At 68.5% G+C, this 18,861-nt stretch carries 19 protein-coding genes; 12 read left to right on the forward strand and 7 right to left on the reverse strand.

Features of this window, described 5'->3' with window-relative positions; all coding sequences use genetic code 11:
- The first annotated feature begins 100 nt into the window (after positions 1-100).
- Genes AC07OD_RS01990 through AC07OD_RS02010 form a run of 5 tightly spaced genes read left to right on the forward strand, consistent with a single transcriptional unit; the run spans position 101 to position 3,725 of the window.
- Positions 101-1,015: an ABC transporter permease gene (locus AC07OD_RS01990; RefSeq protein ID WP_494594837.1), complete on the forward strand. Its 915-nt coding sequence runs from the start codon at positions 101-103 to the stop codon at positions 1,013-1,015.
- A gap of 40 nt (positions 1,016-1,055) precedes the next feature.
- Entirely contained in the window at positions 1,056-1,949 is an 894-nt protein-coding gene (locus AC07OD_RS01995; RefSeq protein WP_494594839.1) for an ABC transporter permease, read from the forward strand.
- 13 nt (positions 1,950-1,962) lie between these two features.
- Positions 1,963-2,724: a GntR family transcriptional regulator gene (locus tag AC07OD_RS02000; RefSeq protein ID WP_494594841.1), complete on the forward strand. Its 762-nt coding sequence runs from the start codon at positions 1,963-1,965 to the stop codon at positions 2,722-2,724.
- Between the two features lie 16 nt (positions 2,725-2,740).
- On the forward strand, positions 2,741-3,487 hold the full coding sequence (locus tag AC07OD_RS02005; RefSeq protein WP_492255013.1) for an aspartate/glutamate racemase family protein: 747 nt from the start codon (positions 2,741-2,743) through the stop codon (positions 3,485-3,487).
- 40 nt (positions 3,488-3,527) lie between these two features.
- Positions 3,528-3,725: a type II toxin-antitoxin system death-on-curing family toxin gene (locus AC07OD_RS02010; protein WP_494594843.1), complete on the forward strand. Its 198-nt coding sequence runs from the start codon at positions 3,528-3,530 to the stop codon at positions 3,723-3,725.
- A gap of 78 nt (positions 3,726-3,803) precedes the next feature.
- Here AC07OD_RS02010 and nth read toward each other — a convergent pair whose 3' ends face one another.
- Positions 3,804-4,442, reverse strand: coding sequence for an endonuclease III (gene nth, locus AC07OD_RS02015; RefSeq protein ID WP_494594845.1), 639 nt, complete (start codon positions 4,440-4,442; stop codon positions 3,804-3,806).
- A complete protein-coding gene (locus AC07OD_RS02020; RefSeq protein WP_494594846.1) occupies positions 4,439-5,386 on the reverse strand; it encodes a LysR family transcriptional regulator in 948 nt (315 codons plus the stop codon). Before AC07OD_RS02020 ends, nth begins: the two co-directional genes overlap by 4 nt.
- Before the next feature lie 95 nt (positions 5,387-5,481).
- Between AC07OD_RS02020 and AC07OD_RS02025 the strand changes: the two genes are divergently transcribed.
- Entirely contained in the window at positions 5,482-6,966 is a 1,485-nt protein-coding gene (locus tag AC07OD_RS02025) for an amidase (protein WP_494594848.1), read from the forward strand.
- Positions 6,967-7,044: 78 nt separating this feature from the next.
- Positions 7,045-8,028: a Bug family tripartite tricarboxylate transporter substrate binding protein gene (locus AC07OD_RS02030; RefSeq protein WP_492255017.1), complete on the forward strand. Its 984-nt coding sequence runs from the start codon at positions 7,045-7,047 to the stop codon at positions 8,026-8,028.
- A gap of 21 nt (positions 8,029-8,049) precedes the next feature.
- Here the strand turns inward: AC07OD_RS02030 and AC07OD_RS02035 are convergent, their stop codons facing one another.
- Positions 8,050-8,526 (reverse strand): AraC family transcriptional regulator, encoded by a 477-nt coding sequence (locus tag AC07OD_RS02035; protein WP_218340823.1) that lies wholly within the window; start codon positions 8,524-8,526, stop codon positions 8,050-8,052.
- A gap of 125 nt (positions 8,527-8,651) precedes the next feature.
- Between AC07OD_RS02035 and AC07OD_RS02040 the strand changes: the two genes are divergently transcribed.
- Both AC07OD_RS02040 and AC07OD_RS02045 read left to right on the forward strand, forming a co-directional pair.
- Positions 8,652-9,842 carry an aminotransferase-like domain-containing protein gene (locus AC07OD_RS02040; protein ID WP_218340824.1) on the forward strand — a complete coding sequence of 397 codons (1,191 nt, stop codon included), beginning with the start codon at positions 8,652-8,654 and terminating at the stop codon, positions 9,840-9,842.
- Between the two features lie 7 nt (positions 9,843-9,849).
- Positions 9,850-10,077, forward strand: a complete 228-nt coding sequence (locus tag AC07OD_RS02045; RefSeq protein WP_218294183.1) for a SlyX family protein — start codon at positions 9,850-9,852, stop codon at positions 10,075-10,077.
- A 9-nt stretch (positions 10,078-10,086) separates the two neighbouring features.
- On the opposite strand, the gene AC07OD_RS02050 is transcribed toward AC07OD_RS02045, so the two are convergent.
- Positions 10,087-10,719 carry a TetR/AcrR family transcriptional regulator gene (locus AC07OD_RS02050; RefSeq protein ID WP_218294184.1) on the reverse strand — a complete coding sequence of 211 codons (633 nt, stop codon included), beginning with the start codon at positions 10,717-10,719 and terminating at the stop codon, positions 10,087-10,089.
- A 95-nt stretch (positions 10,720-10,814) separates the two neighbouring features.
- Here AC07OD_RS02050 and AC07OD_RS02055 point away from each other — a divergent pair, with 95 nt between their 5' ends.
- The gene (locus tag AC07OD_RS02055; protein ID WP_494595126.1) at positions 10,815-12,878 is read left to right on the forward strand and encodes an oxidoreductase; all 2,064 of its coding nucleotides are present in this window, start codon (positions 10,815-10,817) and stop codon (positions 12,876-12,878) included.
- Positions 12,879-12,941: 63 nt separating this feature from the next.
- Here the strand turns inward: AC07OD_RS02055 and AC07OD_RS02060 are convergent, their stop codons facing one another.
- Entirely contained in the window at positions 12,942-13,628 is a 687-nt protein-coding gene (locus tag AC07OD_RS02060) for a 3'-5' exonuclease (protein ID WP_218294185.1), read from the reverse strand.
- 82 nt (positions 13,629-13,710) lie between these two features.
- Positions 13,711-15,240, reverse strand: a complete 1,530-nt coding sequence (locus AC07OD_RS02065; protein WP_218294186.1) for a CYTH and CHAD domain-containing protein — start codon at positions 15,238-15,240, stop codon at positions 13,711-13,713.
- Between the two features lie 387 nt (positions 15,241-15,627).
- Between AC07OD_RS02065 and AC07OD_RS02070 the strand changes: the two genes are divergently transcribed.
- A complete protein-coding gene (locus AC07OD_RS02070) occupies positions 15,628-17,283 on the forward strand; it encodes a methyl-accepting chemotaxis protein (RefSeq protein WP_255594564.1) in 1,656 nt (551 codons plus the stop codon).
- A gap of 15 nt (positions 17,284-17,298) precedes the next feature.
- Positions 17,299-17,502 carry a hypothetical protein gene (locus tag AC07OD_RS02075; RefSeq protein WP_218294188.1) on the forward strand — a complete coding sequence of 68 codons (204 nt, stop codon included), beginning with the start codon at positions 17,299-17,301 and terminating at the stop codon, positions 17,500-17,502.
- 36 nt (positions 17,503-17,538) lie between these two features.
- Here AC07OD_RS02075 and AC07OD_RS02080 read toward each other — a convergent pair whose 3' ends face one another.
- Complete coding sequence (locus tag AC07OD_RS02080; protein ID WP_494594852.1) at positions 17,539-18,825, reverse strand: sensor domain-containing diguanylate cyclase; 1,287 nt, start codon at positions 18,823-18,825, stop codon at positions 17,539-17,541.
- Between the last annotated feature and the right edge of the window lie 36 nt (positions 18,826-18,861).

Here is an 18,861-nt window from a genome sequence, read left to right on the forward strand (position 1 = left end):
GGGGCGGCCCTTGCACGGGGGCACTGGCCTTTGGCAGCGCCAGTGTCAAGGATTGAGACGAAACGCCGAGCAGTGGATACCTGAATTGTTTGCAAACACCATGAGCACCACCACCACACCGACTCTGCCTGCCAGCGCCGCCCCCGGGCGCGGCATTGCCGCCTGGTGGCAGGCCGCGCCGTTCACGCTGGTGTTCGCGCTGTTCTTCCTTATTCCGCTGGCGCTGATCGTGATGGTCAGCTTCTGGGACTTCAACGAGTACGAGCTGCTGCCTGGCTTCACGTTCAAGAACTACGTGTCGATCTTTGCGGGCTGTGGCGATGCGTCGGAGGGCCTGTGCGTCACGCTCAAGACGTATTACTCCACGCTCAAGTTCAGCTTTCTCGTGTGGCTGATCACGCTGGTGATCGGCTTTACCGTGGCCTATTTCCTGGCCTTTCATGTGCGCTCCTCGGGCATGCAGACGCTGTTGTTCGTGCTGTGCACCATTCCGTTCTGGACGTCGAACGTGATCCGCATGATCTCGTGGGTGCCGCTGCTGGGGCGCAACGGGTTGGTGAACCAGACCCTGGTGGGGGCCGGGCTGGTCGATCAGCCCATCGAATGGCTGCTGTTCTCGGACTTCTCGGTGGTGCTGGCCTTCGTGCACCTGTACACCATGTTCATGATCGTGCCCATCTTCAACAGCATGATGCGCATCGACCGCAGCCTCATCGAGGCCGCCAGCGACAGCGGCGCCAGCGGCTGGCAGACGCTGTGGAACGTGATCATCCCGCTGTCGCGCACCGGCATCATCATCGGCTCCATCTTCGTGATCACCATCGTCATGGGCGACTTCGTGACCATCGGCGTGATGGGAGGGCAGCAGATCGCCTCCATCGGCAAGATCATCCAGGTGCAGACGTCTTACCTGCAGTTCCCGCTGGCTGCGGCCAATGCCGTGATCCTGCTCGCGGTGGTGCTGATGATCATCTGGGGCCTGACCAGGCTCGTCGACATCCGCAAGGAGCTGTGATGACCCCCCACGCTGCCGACGACCTGCACAGGACACCCGCATGAAAGCCCGCATCCGCGAATCCCGCCCGGCCAGCTTCTGGCTGCTGGCCATCGTGTTCAGCCTGTTCGTGCTGTTCATGTACGGGCCCATGTTCGTCATCTTCATCCTGAGCTTCCAGGGCCCCGAGGGCGGGCTGACCTTCCCCATGCGGGGGGTGTCGCTGCACTGGTTCTATAAGCTGGCCGAAGGGCTGGGCGTGGTGGACATCGGCGCGGCGCTGTGGCGCTCGCTCGGCCTGGGCCTGGCGGTGATGCTGTGCACGGTGGTGCTGTCGGTGCTGGCCGGCCTGGCCTTCCGCAAGCGGCTGGCGGGCGGCAACACGCTGTTCTTCATCGTCGTGGCCAGCCTCATCATGCCGTCCATCATCGTCTCGCTGGGCATTGGCCTGGAGTTCCGTCTGGTCGACACGGGCCTCAAGGCGGCCCTCGAATGGCTGGGCATGGAGAGCACGCTGGAGGGCTACGGCACCTCGCTGGGCCTGTTCACCTCGGCCCTGGGCGCGCACCTGACCTGGACGCTGCCGTTCGGCCTGCTCATCATGTTCGCGGTGTTCAACCGCTTCAACCCATCCTACGAAGAAGCCGCGCGCGACCTGGGCGCCACGCCCTGGCAGGGCTTCGCCCATGTCGTGCTGCCGCTGATCGCGCCCTCGGTCGTGGGCATCGGCATGTTCGGCTTCACCCTGAGCTGGGATGAGATCGCCCGCACCTCGCAGGCCATCGGCGACGTGAACACGCTGCCGCTGGAGCTGCAGGGTCTGACCAGCACGGTGACCACGCCGTCCATCTACGCGCTGGGCACGCTGACCACCGTGGTGTCGTTCATCGTCATGGGCATCACGCTGGCGTTGGTATGGGCCTTGGGGCGCAGGCGCAAGGGCCGTCCGGGTTAAAAACGGCACCCTTATGACGACCATCAACCCCAAGCCCCGGCGCACACGCGCTGCGGTCACCGAGCCGCCCGTGCAGCCCGGCGCGACCGGCCAGCTCAGCGACAACGACATGTACGACCGCATGGTGTCGGCCATCCTCGACCACCGGCTGCCCCCCGGCACCAAGCTGGTGGAGGACAAGCTGGCGGCGGCCTTTGGCGTGTCGCGCACGCGCGTGCGGCCGGTGCTGGTGCGGCTGGCCAATGAACAGGTTGTCACGCTCACGCCCAACCGGGGCGCATCCATTGCCCAGCCCACGCCGCAAGAGGCGCTGGAGGTGTTCGAGGCCCGCCGCCTGCTGGAGCCGCGCTTGGTGGAGCTGTTCATCGCCAACGCGACCGATGCCGACATTGCCGCGCTGCGCGCCTGCATCGACGACGAAGAGGCAGCCCGCGCCAGTGGCGACATGCGCCGCGCCATTCGCCTGTCGGGCGATTTTCATCTGCACATCGCGCAGGCCGCCGGGCACCAGACGCTGGGGCGCATCCTGCGGGAGCTGGTCTCGCGCACCTCGCTGATCCTCATGACCTACAGCCCCAGCCACGCCCGCGAACGCGAGGAGGCCACGGCCTGCGGCTGCCGCGAGCACCGGGCGTTGATCGATGCCATCCGCCTGCGCGACGCGCGCGAGGCGGCGCGCCTCATGCTGACGCACCTGGCCCGCATCGAAACGCAGCTGGAGTTCACCCCGCCGGCCAGCGATGTGCCCGATCTGGCGCAATTGCTGGGCGCCTGAATCCCGACACCTTGCCATGCGCCAGCTGCTCGTCCTCAACCCCAACACCTCGGCCAGCGTCAGCGCCTTGCTGCAGCGGCATGTGCAGGCAGCCGCAGGTTCGCATGTGGCGGTGCGCACGGCCACGGCACGTTTTGGCGCCCCCTACATCGCCTGCGAGGCCAGCTATGCCGTGGCAGCCCATGCCGCATTGGACGCCTGGGCCCATGAGCTGGCGCAACCCCGGCCCCGGCCCGATGCCGTGCTGATCGGCTGCTTTGGCGACCCGGGCCTGATGGCGCTGCGCGAAAGCTGCCCCGTGCCTGTGACGGGCCTGGCCGAAGCCTCCTTCATCGAAGCCGCCCGCCATGGGCGCTATGCCATCGTCACCGGCGGCGAGCGCTGGGGCCCCATGCTGCAGCGCCTGGCGCAGGCGCTGGGGCATTCGCACGGGCTCGCGGGTATTCACACGGTGGCGCCCACGGGGGCCCAGCTGGCGGCAGACCCCGAAGCCGCCCGTGCTTTGCTGGTGGAGGCCTGCCGCGACGTGGTGCGGCAGATGGGGGTGCAGGCTGTCATCCTGGGCGGGGCAGGGCTTGCCGGCATGGCCGCTGCGGTGCAACCCCAGGTGGCGGTGCCGGTGATCGACAGCGTGGTGGCCGGTGCGACCTGGGCCCTGCGTGCGCACCCCGTGCCGCCGGAGCGGAAAGTGGCGGGGTTTGAGGTGGCGTGGGTGGGGGTGTCGGGGGAAATGGCGGCCTTGGGAGTGGCGGGGATGGTTTGACGCAGGTAGGTGGAAAGTCAGGTATTACGTTTGTAATTACTTGGAGATCAACCATCCTTTTGTCGACGGTAACAAGCGCACGGGCTTCGTGGCCGCCAAGCTTTTCCTGCGGCTGAACGGATGGACGCTCACCGCCGACGATGCATCGTGTGTGCTCGCCATGCTCGCTGTCGCCGCAGGCGACATCACCGAAGAGGCCTTCGCCGCCTGGCTGCGGGACCACGCCGCCGCTCGTTGATGTCAATTTGAAGTATTTTCAGGCTCCAGCGCTTGTCAAGAAAGCGCGCGTAGCTATGAAAACAGAAGCAGTCCGAGCTCAGGGCGCCAGTGTCTTCGGCTGGTAGTCGCAATACTCGCTCACCACACATTCCCAGCAGCGCGGCTTGCGCGCCTGGCACACATAGCGGCCCAGCAGGATGAGCCAGTGGTGCGAGTCCACCGCGTAGGCGGCGGGCACGCGCTTCATCAGCTGCAATTCCACCGCCAGCGGGTTCCTGCCGGGCGCCAGGCCCGTGCGGTTGCTCACGCGAAAGATGTGCGTGTCGACCGCCATGGTGGGCTCGCCGAAAGCCACGTTCAGCACCACATTGGCCGTCTTGCGGCCCACGCCAGGCAGGGCTTCCAGGGCTTCGCGCGTGCGGGGCACCACGCTGCCGTGCTGCTCCACCAGGATGCGGCAGGTTTCCAGCAGGTTTTTGGCCTTGGTGCGGTACAGGCCGATGGTCTTGATGTAGCCCTCCAGCCCTTCCAGCCCCAGGTCCAGGATGGCCTGGGGTGTGCCCGCCACCAGGAACAGCTTGCGCGTGGCCTTGTTCACGCCCACATCGGTGGCCTGGGCCGACAGCAGCACGGCGGCCAGCAGCTCGAACGGGGTGGTGTATTCCAGCTCCGTGTTGGGCATGGGGTTGGCCGCCTTCAGGGTGGCGAAGAAGGGTTCGATCTGCGCGGTTTTCATGGGGGAGAGTTTGTTCTGGAGGAATGCGTGGGTTCTGCATTGTCCCGTAGCTGTGTGCGCAAGAACTCCAGGAACATGCGCACGGCCGCCGGCAGGGTGCGGCCGCTCAGCGTCTGCAGTTCGGCGGCGCGTGCGTTCATGCCGGGCTCGCGGATCTGTGCCGCATGCAGCTCGCCGCGCCGCACGCGGTCGCGCACCGTCACTTCGCCCGATATCGACAGCCCGCCGCCGTGCAGCACGAAGTGGGTCAGCGTCTCGAAGTGGTTGCACACCAACACGGGCTCGAACACCAGGCCGCGCTGGCTGCAGCCGATGTCGAACAGCTGGCGCACGGTGTTGTCGCGTTCGGGCAGGGCGATGGGGCAGGGGTGCATCTGCGCCAGCGTCACGCTGGGGAAGCGCGCCAGCGTGTGGTCGGGCCGCATGATCGCGATGACCGGCGAGGCCTCGCGGTGCTGCACGGTGATGTCCCGCTCGGCCGAGCGGCTGTAGGTGAGGCCGATGTCCGCGTCGCCGTTGAGCACGGCCGTGGTCACCGCCGCCGGGCTGACCACGCGCAGGTGGAACTGGATACCCGGGTACTGCGTGCGGAACTGCGCCATCACGCGTGGCAAAAATTCGATGGCAAAACCGGCTGAACTGCACAGCCGCACCCGCCCCGTGTGCAGCCCCTGCAGCGCCTGGATGTCCGAGACCACGCGGTCGGCCTCCAGCGCGCCGCGCCGCGCGTGCGCGGCCAGCAGCTCGCCCGCCGCGCTGGGCGCCATGCCACGCGGACGGCGGTCGAACAGCGGCACGCCCAGCAGGTCTTCGAGCGCCGCCACCTGCCGGCTCACGGCCGAGGGCGACACATGCAGGCGCGTGGCGGCTTCGCTCACCGAGCCGCTGCGCACCACCTCCAGAAAGTAGCGCAGGGCCGTGTCCTGCAGGCGGCTTGAGAGCATGGGAGGCCTGGGTGTGTGGTTTGCGTAAAGCGCAACGATAACCTCAGAAATCGTCGATTGTCGAAACGCAAGCGGCTGCTTATGCTGACTTCCCAATGACACATTCGCCCGCAACCCCCTTGCACCCCCAGACCAGCACCCCGCCCGGCGGCATCGTGGCCCGCACGGCCGTGGGCCTGTCACACGCCATCCATGCCCGCGAGGTGTCGTGCGTCGAGGTGCTCGATGCCTACCTGGCCCAGATCGACCGGCTGAACCCGGTGGTCAATGCCGTGGTGGCCCTGGCCGACCGCGATGCGCTGCACACCCTGGCTGCTGAACGCGATGCGCAGCTGGCGCGCGGCGAGAGCCTGGGGCCGCTGCACGGCTTTCCGCAGGCGCCCAAGGACATCATGCCCGCCGCCGGCATGGTCACCACACGCGGCTCGCCCATCTTCGCGGGCCAGGTCTCTGCCACCGACGCCGTGGTGTTCGAGCGCATGCGTGCCAGCGGCGCGCTCTTCGTGGGCCGAACCAACTCGCCCGAGTTCGGCCTGGGCGGGCACACCTACAACCCGGTGTATGGCACCACGCGCAATGCCTTCGACCCGGCCGTGTCGGCGGGCGGCAGCAGCGGCGGGGCGGCGGTGGCCGTGGCGCTGCACATGCTGCCGGTAGCCGATGGCTCGGACATGATGGGATCGCTGCGCACGCCGGCGGCGTTCAACAACGTGTACGGGCTGCGCACCTCGTTCGGCCTGGTGCCGCACGGGCCGACGGAGGAGGTGTTCTTCCAGCAGTTCAGCGTGGCCGGCCCCATGGCGCGCAACATCCCGGACCTGGCGCTGCTGCTGTCGGTGCAGGCGGGCTTCGATGCGCGGCTGCCGCTCACCCGCCGGCACGAGGACGTGGCCTTGCTGGGCCAGCCGCTGGAGCGTGACTTCCACGGCGCGCGCATCGGCTGGCTGGGCGACCTGGGCGGGCACCTGCCCACCGAGCCCGGCGTGCAGGCCACCTGCGAGCAGGCGCTTGCGCACTTCCGCACGGTGGGCTGCACGGTGGAATCCGTGGTGCCCGCGTTCGACATGGCCCAGCTGTGGAACGCCTGGATCGACCTGCGCAGCTTCAGCGTGGCGGGTGCCAACGCAGGCCTGTACCGCAACCCCGCCACGCACTCGCTGCTCAAGCCTGAGGCGGTGTGGGAGATCGAGCGCGGCATGCGCCTGTCGGCCCTGCAGGTGTACGACGCGGCCCGCGTGCGCAGTGCCTGGTACCAGGTGCTGCGCGGATTGTTCGAGCAGTTCGACTTTCTGGTGCTGCCGGCCGCGCAGGTCTTTCCGTTCAATGCCGACCTGGACTGGCCGCACGAGGTCGGCGGCCGCACCATGGACACCTACCACCGCTGGATGGAAACCGTGGTGCCCGCCACCATGGCCGGCCTGCCTGCACTGGCAGCACCCGCCGGCTTCGGGCCTGGTGGACTGCCTGCCGGGCTGCAGATCATCGGCCCGGCGCAGGCCGATGCCGCCGTGCTGCAGATAGGGCACGCATACGACCGGGCCAGTGGCTACGCCCGTGTGGCGAGCCCCTTGCTGGGTTGATGGGCCCCGTTCCGTTCCACGTTTTATATGCCTTCCCCTGCCGCCTTTCCCGCATTTTCTTGACCGGAGAACTTCCCCATGCCCTTGCCGCGCTCCCGCTTCATCTCGTGCCTTCTGGCCAGCGCGTTCGCGCTGGCCGCGCCCGCCGTGGCGTTGGCGCAGACCTATCCCGACCGCCCTGTGAAGCTGGTCGTTCCATTCGCACCCGGCGGCGCCACGGACATCCTGGGGCGCCTGCTGGCCACGGCGATGGGCGAGCGGCTGGGCCAGCCGGTGGTGGTGGAGAACCGTCCCGGGGCGGGCACGGTGGTCGCGGCCTCGCTGGTGGCCAAGGCCCCGGCCGATGGCTACACCCTGCTGCTGGGCGCCAACACCACGCTCACCATGAACCCCGCCATCCGCACCAACCTGCCGTACGACCCTGTGCGCAGCTTCACGCCCATCGGCATGGTGGCGGACATGGGGCTGCTGCTGGTGGCCCACAACGATGTGCAGGGCAGCACGCTCAAGGACATCGTGGCCCAGGCCAAGGCCGCGCCGGACAAGTTCTCGTACGGCTCCTACGGAACGGGCTCTTCGGTGCATTTCGGCGCCGAGATGCTCAAGGCCACCGCGGGCTTTCCGATGATGCACGTGCCCTTCAACGGCAGCTCGCCCAACCTCACGGCGCTGATGGGCGGGCAGGTGCAGCTGGCGGTGGACACGGTGGTGGCCTCCACCCCGCTCATCAAGGCCGGCAAGATCAAGCCCATCGCCGTGCTGAGCCCGCAGCGCCTGCCGCTGCTGCCCAACGTGCCCACGGTGGCCGAGAGCGGCTACCCGGGCTTCGACATGGGGTCGTGGTTCGCGTTCGTCGCGCCCGCCGGCCTGCCCGCACCGGTGCAGAAAAAGCTGGAGAAGGCCCTGGCCGACACCATGGCCTCCGCCGAGTTCAAGAAGAAGCTGGTGGACATCGGCATGACCCCGGCCTGGGGCAACGGCGACGCGCTGCGCGCCCGCATCGAGCGTGAACTGCCGCTGATGCGCGCCGTGGCGGCGCGGGCGGACATTCGCGTCGATTGATCGGCTGGTGCAGGGGCTGGCTCAGGCCGTGCGCTGCACCGCCAGGCACAGCCAGCACGGAAACGCGCCCGTGGCGGGGTTGACGGCGAAGTGCTCGTCATAGACCTCGACGGCGGGCCGCGCGGCCACTTCCCAGCCTGCGGGGATCTGCCCCGGGGCCATCATTCCCGCCCAGGCCGCGCCGATCTCGGGCCCGGTGCCGACGAACTGCAAACAGGCGTAGTCGCCGCCCGGAAAGTCCTGTACCAGCGCCTCGGTGCCCGTGCGCAACCCGACGCCCACCTGGACGCAAGCGTCGTAGCGGCATTGCGCGGGCGGTGTGCAGGCGGGGTTGTCCAGGCTGATGCCGTAGTACCTGGGGCGCGGCTCGGCGAGGCCATGGGCCGCGCACCATTGGCCAAAGCGGTCCCACAGCTGCGTGAGCGACGGGCCGTAGGGGCCGGTCTGGCGCATGTAGGCAAGGCGCATCGGGGGCAACTGGCGGATGTCGAGGGGCATGGGTGGTCCTGGATGGGGTTGCGGTAGGGAGGGCGCTTTTGTGCCTTGCAGTCTAAGCCGCAGGAAACCTGCTCGGCAATTGGCGACAATGCGGGAATCCTCTGCCACCCATTTTTGTCCACGCCATGCAATTCGCCGACCGCCTGAACAATGTAGAAACCTCCGCCATCCGTGAGCTTTTCAAGCTGCTGGGCAAGCCCGGCATCATCAGCTTCGCGGGTGGCTTCCCCGACAGCGCGATGTTCGACGTGGAAGGCATCCGCGCTGCCAGCAACGCCGCCCTGGCCGAAGAACCCGGCGCCGCGCTGCAGTACGGCGCGACCGAAGGCTACAACCCCCTGCGCGAGCAACTGGCCGCCTTCATGGCCAGCAAGGGCGCCCAGGACGTGGCGGCCGACAACCTCATCGTCACCACCGGCAGCCAGCAGGCGCTGGACCTGCTGGGCAAGACCCTCATCAGTCCCGGCGACAAGGTCATCGTGGAAGGCCCGACCTTCCTGGCCACCATCCAGTGCTTTCGCCTGTACGGCGCCGAACTCATCAGCGCGCCCATCGACGGCAACGGCGTGAAGACCGACGAGCTGGAAAAGCTCATCGCCGAACACAAGCCCAAATTCGTCTACCTCATCCCCACCTTCGGCAACCCCAGCGGCGCCATGCTGAGTCTGGAGCGCCGCAAGGCCGTGCTGGAGATGGCCGTGAAGCACAGCACCCTGATCGTCGAGGACGACCCCTACGGCGACCTGTACTTCGGCGACGCACCGCCCCCCAGCCTGCTCAACCTGTCGGCCAGCGTGCCCGGCAGCCGCGAGCTGCTGGTGCACTGCGGCAGCTTGAGCAAGGTGCTGTCACCCGGCCTGCGCGTGGGCTGGATGATCGCCCCGGCCGAGCTGCTGGCCAAAGCCACCATGTGCAAGCAGTTCAGCGACGCCCACACCAGTACCTTCGCCCAGGCCACGGCCGCCCAGTACCTCAAGGCCGGCCGCATGCCCGGCACGCTGGCGAACGTGCGCAAGGTGTATGCCGAACGCGCCCAGGCCATGGGCGATGCGCTGCGCAAGGAGCTGGGCGGCGCCATCGAGTTCGTGCAGCCCCAGGGCGGCCTGTTCGTGTGGGCGCGCCTCACGGGCGCGGGTGGCAAGGTGGCCGACGGTAACGTGCTGGCAAAGCGCGCCATCGAAAAGGGTGTGGCCTTCGTGCCCGGCACGCCCTTCTTCTGCGCCAACCCCGACCACGCCACGCTGCGCCTGTCGTTCGCGACGGCCGACGTGGAGAAGATCCGCGAAGGCGTGGCGCGCCTCGGCCAGGCCCTCTGAAGCGTCGATGTCGGACGCCAACGATCTCGCCCAGATTCTCCAGCGCCTGGAAAGCCTGGAGATCAAGGCCAGCTTCACCGAAGACCTGCTGGACCAGCTGAACATGACCATCTACCAGCAGCAGCAACTGATCGACCGGTTGACGCACGAGGTCATCCAGCTGCGCCAGCAGGCGCCCGAGAGCGGCTCGAACGGCCCGCGCAACCTGCGCGACGAGCTGCCGCCGCATTATTGATCTAGCGATCTAGGCTTTCACGGACCGCCAGGCCGCATCCGCCAACTCCGCGCGGTACGTGGTGGGCGAGGGCAGGCCGCCCTGGGCAGCGTTGCCCGACAGCCACGCCCTGCAATAGCTTTGCACCGGGCCCATGACCAGCGACGGCATCAGTTCGCAAGGCAGGTCGCGCAGCGCGCCCGATTGGCGGTGCGGCTCGAACCAGGCCACCAGCGCCTGGTTGCGGCCCCGCGCCGCCTCGGCCAGGTCGGCGGTGCGCGGGCCTGCGGCCACGGCGCCGCGCGCCTGGAACAGGAAACGTGCCCGCTCGGGTTGTGCCACCACCCAGTCCAGATAGCCCGTGACCAGGGCCGACACGCCCGCCTCGACGCCCTGGGCGGCATCCAGCTGCGCCTGCACGCTGCGCGACTGGTCGTGAAAGATGTCGAAGAACAGCGCCGCCACGATGCCGTCGCGGTTGCCGAAGTGGTGATAGATGCTGCCCACGCTGGCCCCGCAGCGGGCGCGCACCCCGTCGATGGTGACGGCATCCACGCCGCCTTCGGCCGCGCAGGCGAGGGCGGCGTTCAGGATGTCCTGGCGGCGGTCGGTGGCGGCCTCGGCCGGGGATGAGGTGGAGGGCGGGGAATTGCGGCTTGCCATGGAATGCGATTCTAGAATAAAGTTCTAGAAAATACTTCTAGTCCACGATTTCCATGCATCCTTCCCCCATTGCCGCCCCTGCAGCCGCTGCATCCATGCCCGGTGCCGCCTTGTACCCGCACTTGCTCGCGCCGCTTGACCTGGGTTTCACCACCCTCAAAAACCGCGTGTTGATGGGCTCCATGCACACCGGCCTGGAGGACGGGCGCGACCTCACGCGCATGGCGGCGTACTTCCGCGAGCGGGCCGAGGGGGATGTGGGACTGATCGTGACGGGCGGCTTTGCTCCCAACATCGCGGGCTGGGCCAAGCCCTTCGCGGGCACGCTGGCGACCTCGGGTGCCGCCCGGCGCCACCGGGTGGTGACCGACGCGGTGCACGGCGCCGGCGGCAAGATCGCGCTGCAGATCCTGCACACCGGCCGCTATGCCTACCACCCGCTGGCCGTGGCACCCTCGCGCCTGCAGTCGCCCATCTCGCCGTTCACGCCGTTCGCGCTGTCGGCGCGCGGGGTGGAGCGTCAGATCCGCGCGTTCGTCAACTGTGCCGTGAAGGCGCGCGAGGCAGGCTACGACGGCGTGGAGGTGATGGGCTCGGAGGGCTACTTCATCAACCAGTTCCTCTCGCAAACCACCAACCTGCGCAGCGACGCCTGGGGCGGCGACTACAGCCACCGCATGCGCCTGCCGGTGGAGATCCTGGCCCGCATGCGCGAGGCCGTGGGGCCGGACTTCATCATCATCTACCGCCTGTCGATGATCGACCTGGTGCCCGGCGGCAGCGCCTGGGACGAGATCGTCACCTTGGGCAAGGCCGTGGCCACCGGTGGCGCGAACATCGTCAATACCGGCATCGGCTGGCACGAAGCGCGCGTGCCCACGATTGCCACCAGCGTGCCGCGCGCGGCGTTCGCCTGGGTCACGCAGAAGATGAAGGCCGAGTTCGCGGCGGCAGGCATTGCCACGCCGCTGGTCACCTCCAACCGCATCAACACGCCCGAGGTGGCCGAGCAGGTGCTGGCCGATGGCTGCGCCGACATGGTGTCGATGGCGCGTCCGCTGCTGGCCGACGCCGCCTTCGTGAAGAAGGCGGCAGAGGGCCGGGCCGACCGCATCAACACCTGCATCGCCTGCAACCAGGCCTGCCTGGACCATGTGTTCCAGAACAAGACCAGCAGCTGCCTGGTGAACCCGCGCGCCTGCCACGAGACGGAACTGGTCTACCGGCCCATCGCCACACCGTCCGCACGCAAGCGCATCGCCGTGGTGGGCGCCGGGCCCGCCGGCCTGACGGCGGCCACGGTGGCGGCCGAACGGGGGCACGAGGTGCACCTGTTCGACGCGGCGCCCGCCATCGGCGGCCAGCTCAACATGGCCAAGGTGGTGCCGGGCAAGGAGGAGTTCCACGAGATGCTGCGCTACCTGGCCACGCGGGTGGAGGACACGGGCGTGCAGCTGCACCTGAACCGCGTGGTGCAGGCCTGCGACCTGGCGGGCTTCGACGAGGTGGTGATCGCCACGGGCGTGCTGCCGCGCGACCCGCAGATCCCTGGCCAGGACCACGCCAAGGTGCTCAGCTACATCGACGTGCTGCGCCACGGCAAGCCGGTGGGCGAGCGCGTGGCCATCATCGGCGCGGGGGGCATCGGCTTTGACGTGGCCGAGTACCTCACGCATGGCGAGCACCCTTCCACCACGCTCGACCTGCCGGCCTGGAAGGCCGAGTGGGGCATCACCGACCCCGCCGAGGCGCGCGGTGGCCTGGCCCCCTCGGGCCCGCGCGCCACGCCCCCCGCGCGGCAGGTGACGCTGCTGCAGCGCAAGAAGGGCAAGCTGGGCGCGGGCCTGGGCAAGACCACGGGCTGGATCCACCGCACCACGCTCAAGATGAAAGAAGTGCAGATGGTGAGCGGCGTGAACTACGAGCGCATCGCCGACGAGGGGCTGCTGGTGTCCTACGGCGACAAGCGCGAGGACCCGACCTGGATCCCTTGCGACACCGTGGTGCTGTGCGCGGGACAGGTGCCCCTTTTCAGCCTGGCGCAGGCGCTGGAGGCCACGGGCCGCAAGCCGCACCGCATCGGCGGCGCGCTGGAGGCGGGCGAGCTGGATGCCAAGCGCGCCATCGACCAGGCGGCGCGGCTGGCGGCGCGCTTGTAAGGCGAGTGAAGCCGGTTTTTAAGCAAAACAGGCCGCCAGCGCTGGATAGGAAAGCGCTGGCAGCTATTGTTTTGATAGTGTCTGGCCGACGGCCGATGTCCCCCGCTGCGCGGCAGAACTCTCGAGTGCGTTGAACACCCGCAGCGCGGCCCACGCATCGTTGGCCGCGTAGACCAGCTGGGCCTCCGTCAGCCGGGCGTTGGCCCAGTTCGAGGTGGCGGCCTTCTTGGACTTGACGAAGCGCCGGTTGAACAGCACGGCCACCGCGCCCTTCACACCCATGTCCTTGCGATAGCCGCGCTGGCGGAACACGGTGTTGAGTTCCAGCACATCGGCCGGCTGCACGCCCAGCTTGTGCTGGATGCGTTTGGTGTCGTCCCCCAGGCCAAAGCCCGCCTTGGTCACGCCGCGCAGGGCCAGCAGCTCGGCCACGCGCGCGCGGCAGCCGGGGTCGTGCAGCTGGAAGACCCAGGCGGTGTCGAGCGTGGCCAGCTGCACGATGTGCGGCCCGTCGGACTGTTCGCCCTGCACGAAGGTGGGCTTGGATTCGGTGTCGAACCCCCACGCGCTGGCCGCCGCCAGGGCATCGCAGGCCTTGTCGGCCTGCTCCGGGGTGGAGACGAGGGCGATGCGGTCGGTGCCCAGGCGCTCGAAGGGTTCCAGCAGGGCGATCTGGTCTTTGCCGGGGGTGGCGTGGTGGGCGGCGCGCGAAGGCGGGTGGGGGTGCCGGGGAGGGGGTGGTGCCGTCATGGGCCCATTGTGCCGTGCGGGCCCTGGAGCCCCGATGTGCCCGCGCCCAGAGGTCGGGCGCATCCGCCTGCGTGCCGGCCTCTCAGCGCTTGCCCGTCTTGTGCAGGCGGGGCATTTCGGCAATGTGGCCCAGGGCCTCGTCGCAGGCAGCCACGGTCAGTGCCTGCCGCGCAGCCAGCCAGCCCACGCCAAACCAGGCCTTCGGGTCGGTGGCGGCGATGTCGCCATACAGCACGCTGGCCACGCGTTCATCGTTCAGCCGGCCCAGGGCCGCCAGCGCGGGCTGCAGGCTGTCGAGGAAAGATTCCCCTTCGGCGTCCAGCGCAGGCGCCACGAACTCCGTGAGATAGCGCAAGCGCTTGAGGCGCTTGCGCAGGCGGTGTTGCTCATCCACCGGCAGGGCTGCAAAGCCCTGGGCCCCCTGGCGCACCCTGGCGTGCAGGCGGTGCAATCGCTTTTGCAGCAGGCGGCGGGTGTCCCGGGCCTCCAGGCCTTGGTCCCCGCCCGCCGACGCGTCATCGCGGCCCCGGGCCGTGAACGCCATGAGGGCGATGAGTGCCGCCTGGAACGCGGGCGTGCGCACGATGATGGCGGCGGCGGGAGCCTGGTCCGCCGCCGCACGCACCTCCAGCGCAGGCGCGCCCGCATCGCGCATGTCGGCGACGATGGCCTGCAGCGCCTGGCCCCGGTCGCGCAGCTGGCCCAGGCGCTGGAACACCTCCACCAGCGGTGGCTCCCAGGCGGGGTCGAACGCGCCGGGGGCCAACGGCGCCAACTCGCGCAAGGCCGTGCGCAGCCGGCGGATGCCGATGCGCAGCTGGTGCACATGTTCCTCGTCGCCCCCGCCTTCCACGATCTCGCTGGCATTGCCCAGGATCTGCTGGAGGCAGTGCGCCACCACCATGCGCTGCAGGCCGCGCCCCTGCAAAAAATGCTTGCGCTGGCCGCTGGCACGCAGGGGGGCGGCCTTGGTGGCGGGCCGGGCCCATTGCGCGGCCAGCAGCCGCTCGCCGCGCTCCGCCTTGGACACCGTGCTCAGAAACAGCCCGTGCCGTGTGGCCCACCGGGCGGCGATGGCCGCCAGGCCTGATACCGGCCCGGTCTTGAGCTCCAGCTCCAGCTCGCAGATGCGCGCCTCTTTCTGCTGCGGCGTGCCACGGTGGGCGATGACCCGCCCGGTGTCCAGGGCCAGCTCCACCACGCCGCCCTTGAAGGCGATGTCCCGCGTCACGCGGTCCATGGCGGTGCCATAGGTTTCGGCCAGGGGGCCGCTGGCGCCCTGCAGCGCGTGCAGCAGCCGGGTGCCCGCCAGGGTGCCGGCATGCAGTGCGGGGTGGGGCTCGGGGGCGGGGCCCGCGGCGTGGGCCGGGCCCCGGTCCACGTTGTGCTCCTCCCGGTCCAGGGGGCCGTCACCCAGGGCCTTGACGGTCTGCACCCACAGGTCGCCTTCGCGGCGCAGCCGCAGCGCGATGCCGCGGGCCGCCAGCGCGCCATCGGGCGTGTCGAAGTAGCGGGCCTCCATGCGGATGGACGCGCACGGGCCCCGGCGCGCGGCCGCCTGCACGGCCGCCAGGCGCTCGGGAGGAATGCAGAACTTGAATTCGATTTCCATGGGGTCTATTTTGCCTGCGCGTGGAAGTGTTTTTATTTTTGCAGAGAGAAAATGCAGCGGTGAATAATGCGTGGAGATAATCGGAAATATCCAAGAATGGTCATCATGATAATTTATTGAATGACCCCAGTGGCATCAAGCGTACCCGTGCCTTGCATCGAATTCCCGGTTGGCTGCCGGATGTGGCGGGGATTCGGCGGATTATAGGGGGGGCATGAATATCCGTGTTCGAATTGCCCTGTTCTTCGGTGGAGGATGTGTCAATACTTCCCTTTCGGCTTGGATTATCGATTGGTCACGGTTCTGTCATTTGAAACAATTAGTATCTTCTGGGTGCCCGAGGTCGTCTCCGGTGGCCATTCAAGAGGATTCCAGATGCTTCAGAAAATGAAAATTGGCACCAGGCTGGCCCTGGCATTTGCAGTGCTTCTGCTGCTGATCTCCGCGCTGGCGGCTGGCGGCATCAGTGGCGCCAAGCGCCTGACGGAGCGCAGCGCGGCGCTGTATGGGGACCGCACGGTGCCCATGGGCGTGCTGGCCGAGATCAGCCACCTGACCCAGCGCAACCGCGTGCTCGTGATGGACATGCTGATGGACCCCGGCACCAGCAATCTGCAGGCAAGCCATGCGGCGCTGTCCGCGAACGTGGAGCGGATCCGGGCCCTGTGGAAGTCCTACACCGCCAAACCCCTCGGCGAGCAGGAGCAGGCGCTGGCCCGGGCCTTCGCGCAGGCCAATGCCGCGTACCTGGACAAGGGGCTGATTCCCGCGGCCGCGGCGCTGGTGGCGGGCAAGTACGACGATGGCTCCGAGCTCTACATCAGCCAGATCCGGCCCCAGGCCGCGAAGGTGCAGGATGCCGTGGAACAGCTGGTGGCGTTGCAGATCAGCCTGGCGGACGCGGAGTTCGGTGCGGCCCGGCAGATGAGCGAAACCATCCATGTGTGGATGCTGGCGGCCACCGTGCTGGCGCTGCTGGCGGGCACGGCGATGGCATGGGTCATCACCCGGTCGATCTCGCATCCGCTGCGGCAGGCCGTGGCGTTGGCGCGGACGGTGGCCGGAGGCGACCTGAGCGCGCAGATCGAGGTGCGCGGTGCCGACGAGACGGCGGAGCTTCTGGGGGCGCTGCGCGAGATGAACCAGCAGCTGGTGCGCGTCATCACCGATGTGCGCGAGAGCACCGAGTCGGTGGCGCAGGAGGCCGTGCTGATCGCGGGGGGCACCGAAGACCTGGCCCGCCGCACGGAGACGCAGGCCTCCAATCTGCAGGAGACGGCTGCCTCCATGGAGCAGCTCACCATCACGGTGCAGCACAACACCGACAACGCCCACCGCGCCACCCACCTGGCGCAGGAGGCCAGCAAGGTCGCGAACGAAGGCGGCAGCGTGATGCGCAATGTCATCGCCACCATGCAGGAGATCCATGTCCAGTCGCAAAAGATCACGGACATCATCAAGGTGATCGACGACATCGCGTTCCAGACCAACCTGCTGGCCCTCAATGCGGCCGTCGAGGCCGCCCGCGCGGGGGAGCAGGGGCGGGGCTTCGCCGTCGTGGCCGGGGAAGTGCGGGGGCTGTCGCAGCGCAGCAGCACGGCGGCGCGCGAAATCCGGGGGCTGATCACGGCGAGCGTGGATGGGGTCGAGCGGGGCTCGGCGCTGGTCGGCCAGGCGGGCGAGCGCGTGGCCAATACGGTGTGGCATGTCGATCAGGTGGTGGAGCTCATCAGCGAGATCCGGGACGCCGGCCAGGAGCAGTCCCGGGGCATCGCGCAGATCGGTGAAGCCGTGCGCCAGCTTGACGCCGCGACGCAGAAAAATGCGGCGCTGGTGGATGACAGCTCGTCGGCGTCCACGGGCATGAAGCACCAGGTGCGGCGGCTGCTGGAAGTGATCCACCAGTTCCGCCTGGCCCCCGACGGCGCCGCCGCGGCGGTGGACGGGACGGCGCCGCAACCATCGGGCGGTGCGCGGCAGCTTCTGGCGGCACCGCCACGGCCCCAGGCGGCGCACAAGCGCCTGGCCACGGTGCCGCGCTAGGACGGAGCCCTTTCCATGAACAGGACCGATGTACTGATTGCCATTGCCGAGGTGGCGCGCACGGGAGGCGCTTCGAGCCCCGAGGACTCCATTTCGCAGCTGGCCATGGTCATCGACGGCCTGGAGCTGTCCAGCAGTGGTTCGGAGATGGCGATGGAGATGCTGCTGAAAAGCGCCGCCTGCCTGTGGAACCTGCAGCAGGAGCGGCTGCGCCTGTGAAGCACCGGGAGGCGGGCGCTGCCCCGGTGCGCCTTCTCAGCGCGGGGCCGGTGGCGGCTCTTGCGGGGCGGCCACGTCGAGGGACGCGATCTGGTTGCGCCCCTGGTGCTTGGCCAGGTACAGCGCCTGGTCGGTACGGTCCAGCATGTCGCGCAGGCTGCGGTCGCTTTGCCGGAAGGCGCCCAGCCCCAGGCTGGCGGTGATGCCATAGCCGTGGCCCGCCTCGTCGGCCAGACGCAGCGCGCGGATGCTCTGGAGAATGCGCATGGCCACTTCCATGCCCTCGGCCAGCGCGGTCAGCGGCAGCAGCACGCCAAACTCCTCGCCCCCCAGCCGGCCCACCGTGTCGCTGGCGCGCAGCTGGCTCTTGACGGCCTGGGCAAACGCCACGAGCGCGCGGTCGCCCTCCAGGTGGCCAAAGCGGTCGTTGATGGACTTGAAGTGGTCCAGGTCCAGCATGAGCAGCGCGAGCGGCTCGCCGTTGCTGCGCGAGCGCGCGTACACCGATTCGGCGCATTCCAGGAACGCGCGGCGGTTGGCCATCCCCGTCAGCATGTCGGTGGTGGCCAGGCGCTGCAGCTCGCGCTCCAGGTTCTTGCGCTGCGTCACGTCGCGGTAGATGCCCTCCACGCCCGCGAAGTTGCCCGCATGGTCGTACAGCGCGTGGCTGCTGATGGAGATGTCGATCACCTGCCCGTCGCGCCGCACCATCTGGCCGGGAAAGTCCGACACCTCGCCTTTTTCCACGATGGCGGCCTTGAACGCGTCGCGGTCGGAGCTGTGCGGGTAGTACGACTCGGCGGTGCGACCCTCGATCTCGTGGGGCTCATAGCCCAGCACGCGCCGCACGCCCGGGCCCACGTGCTGCACGACACCCTTGGCGTCCGTGCGGTAGTACACGTCCTGCATGTTCTCGAACAGGCGGCGGAAGTTCTGTTCGCTTTCGCGCAGCTGGTCCTCGATCTCGCTCTGGTGCGTCATGTCCAGGCCGCACATCAGCACGGCGGGGGCGCCCTGCCACTCCACCGCCACGCTGCTGATCAGCACCATGCGCAGGTTGCCCCGCAGCGTGCGGATGCGGAACTCCGACGGCTTGTTGGGCCGTCCTCCCTGCTCGGGCACGGTGACCTGCTGGACACGGTGGTTGGAGCGCACGCGGTCCATGGGATGCACGAAGTCGTCCGAGGGCCTGCCGATGAGGCTGTCCGGGCCCGGTGCCTCCAGGAGATCCAGGCCGGCGGCGTTGGCAAAGCGGATGATGCCCCCCTGGGTGACCAGTACAGCCGCTGGCAGCAGTTGCAGCAGACGGAGGTCGTTGAACATCGGCGTGACGTAACAAAAGGTAATGCCCCATTGTGG

The sequence above is a fragment of the Acidovorax sp. GW821-FHT10E03 genome, from assembly GCF_059415205.1.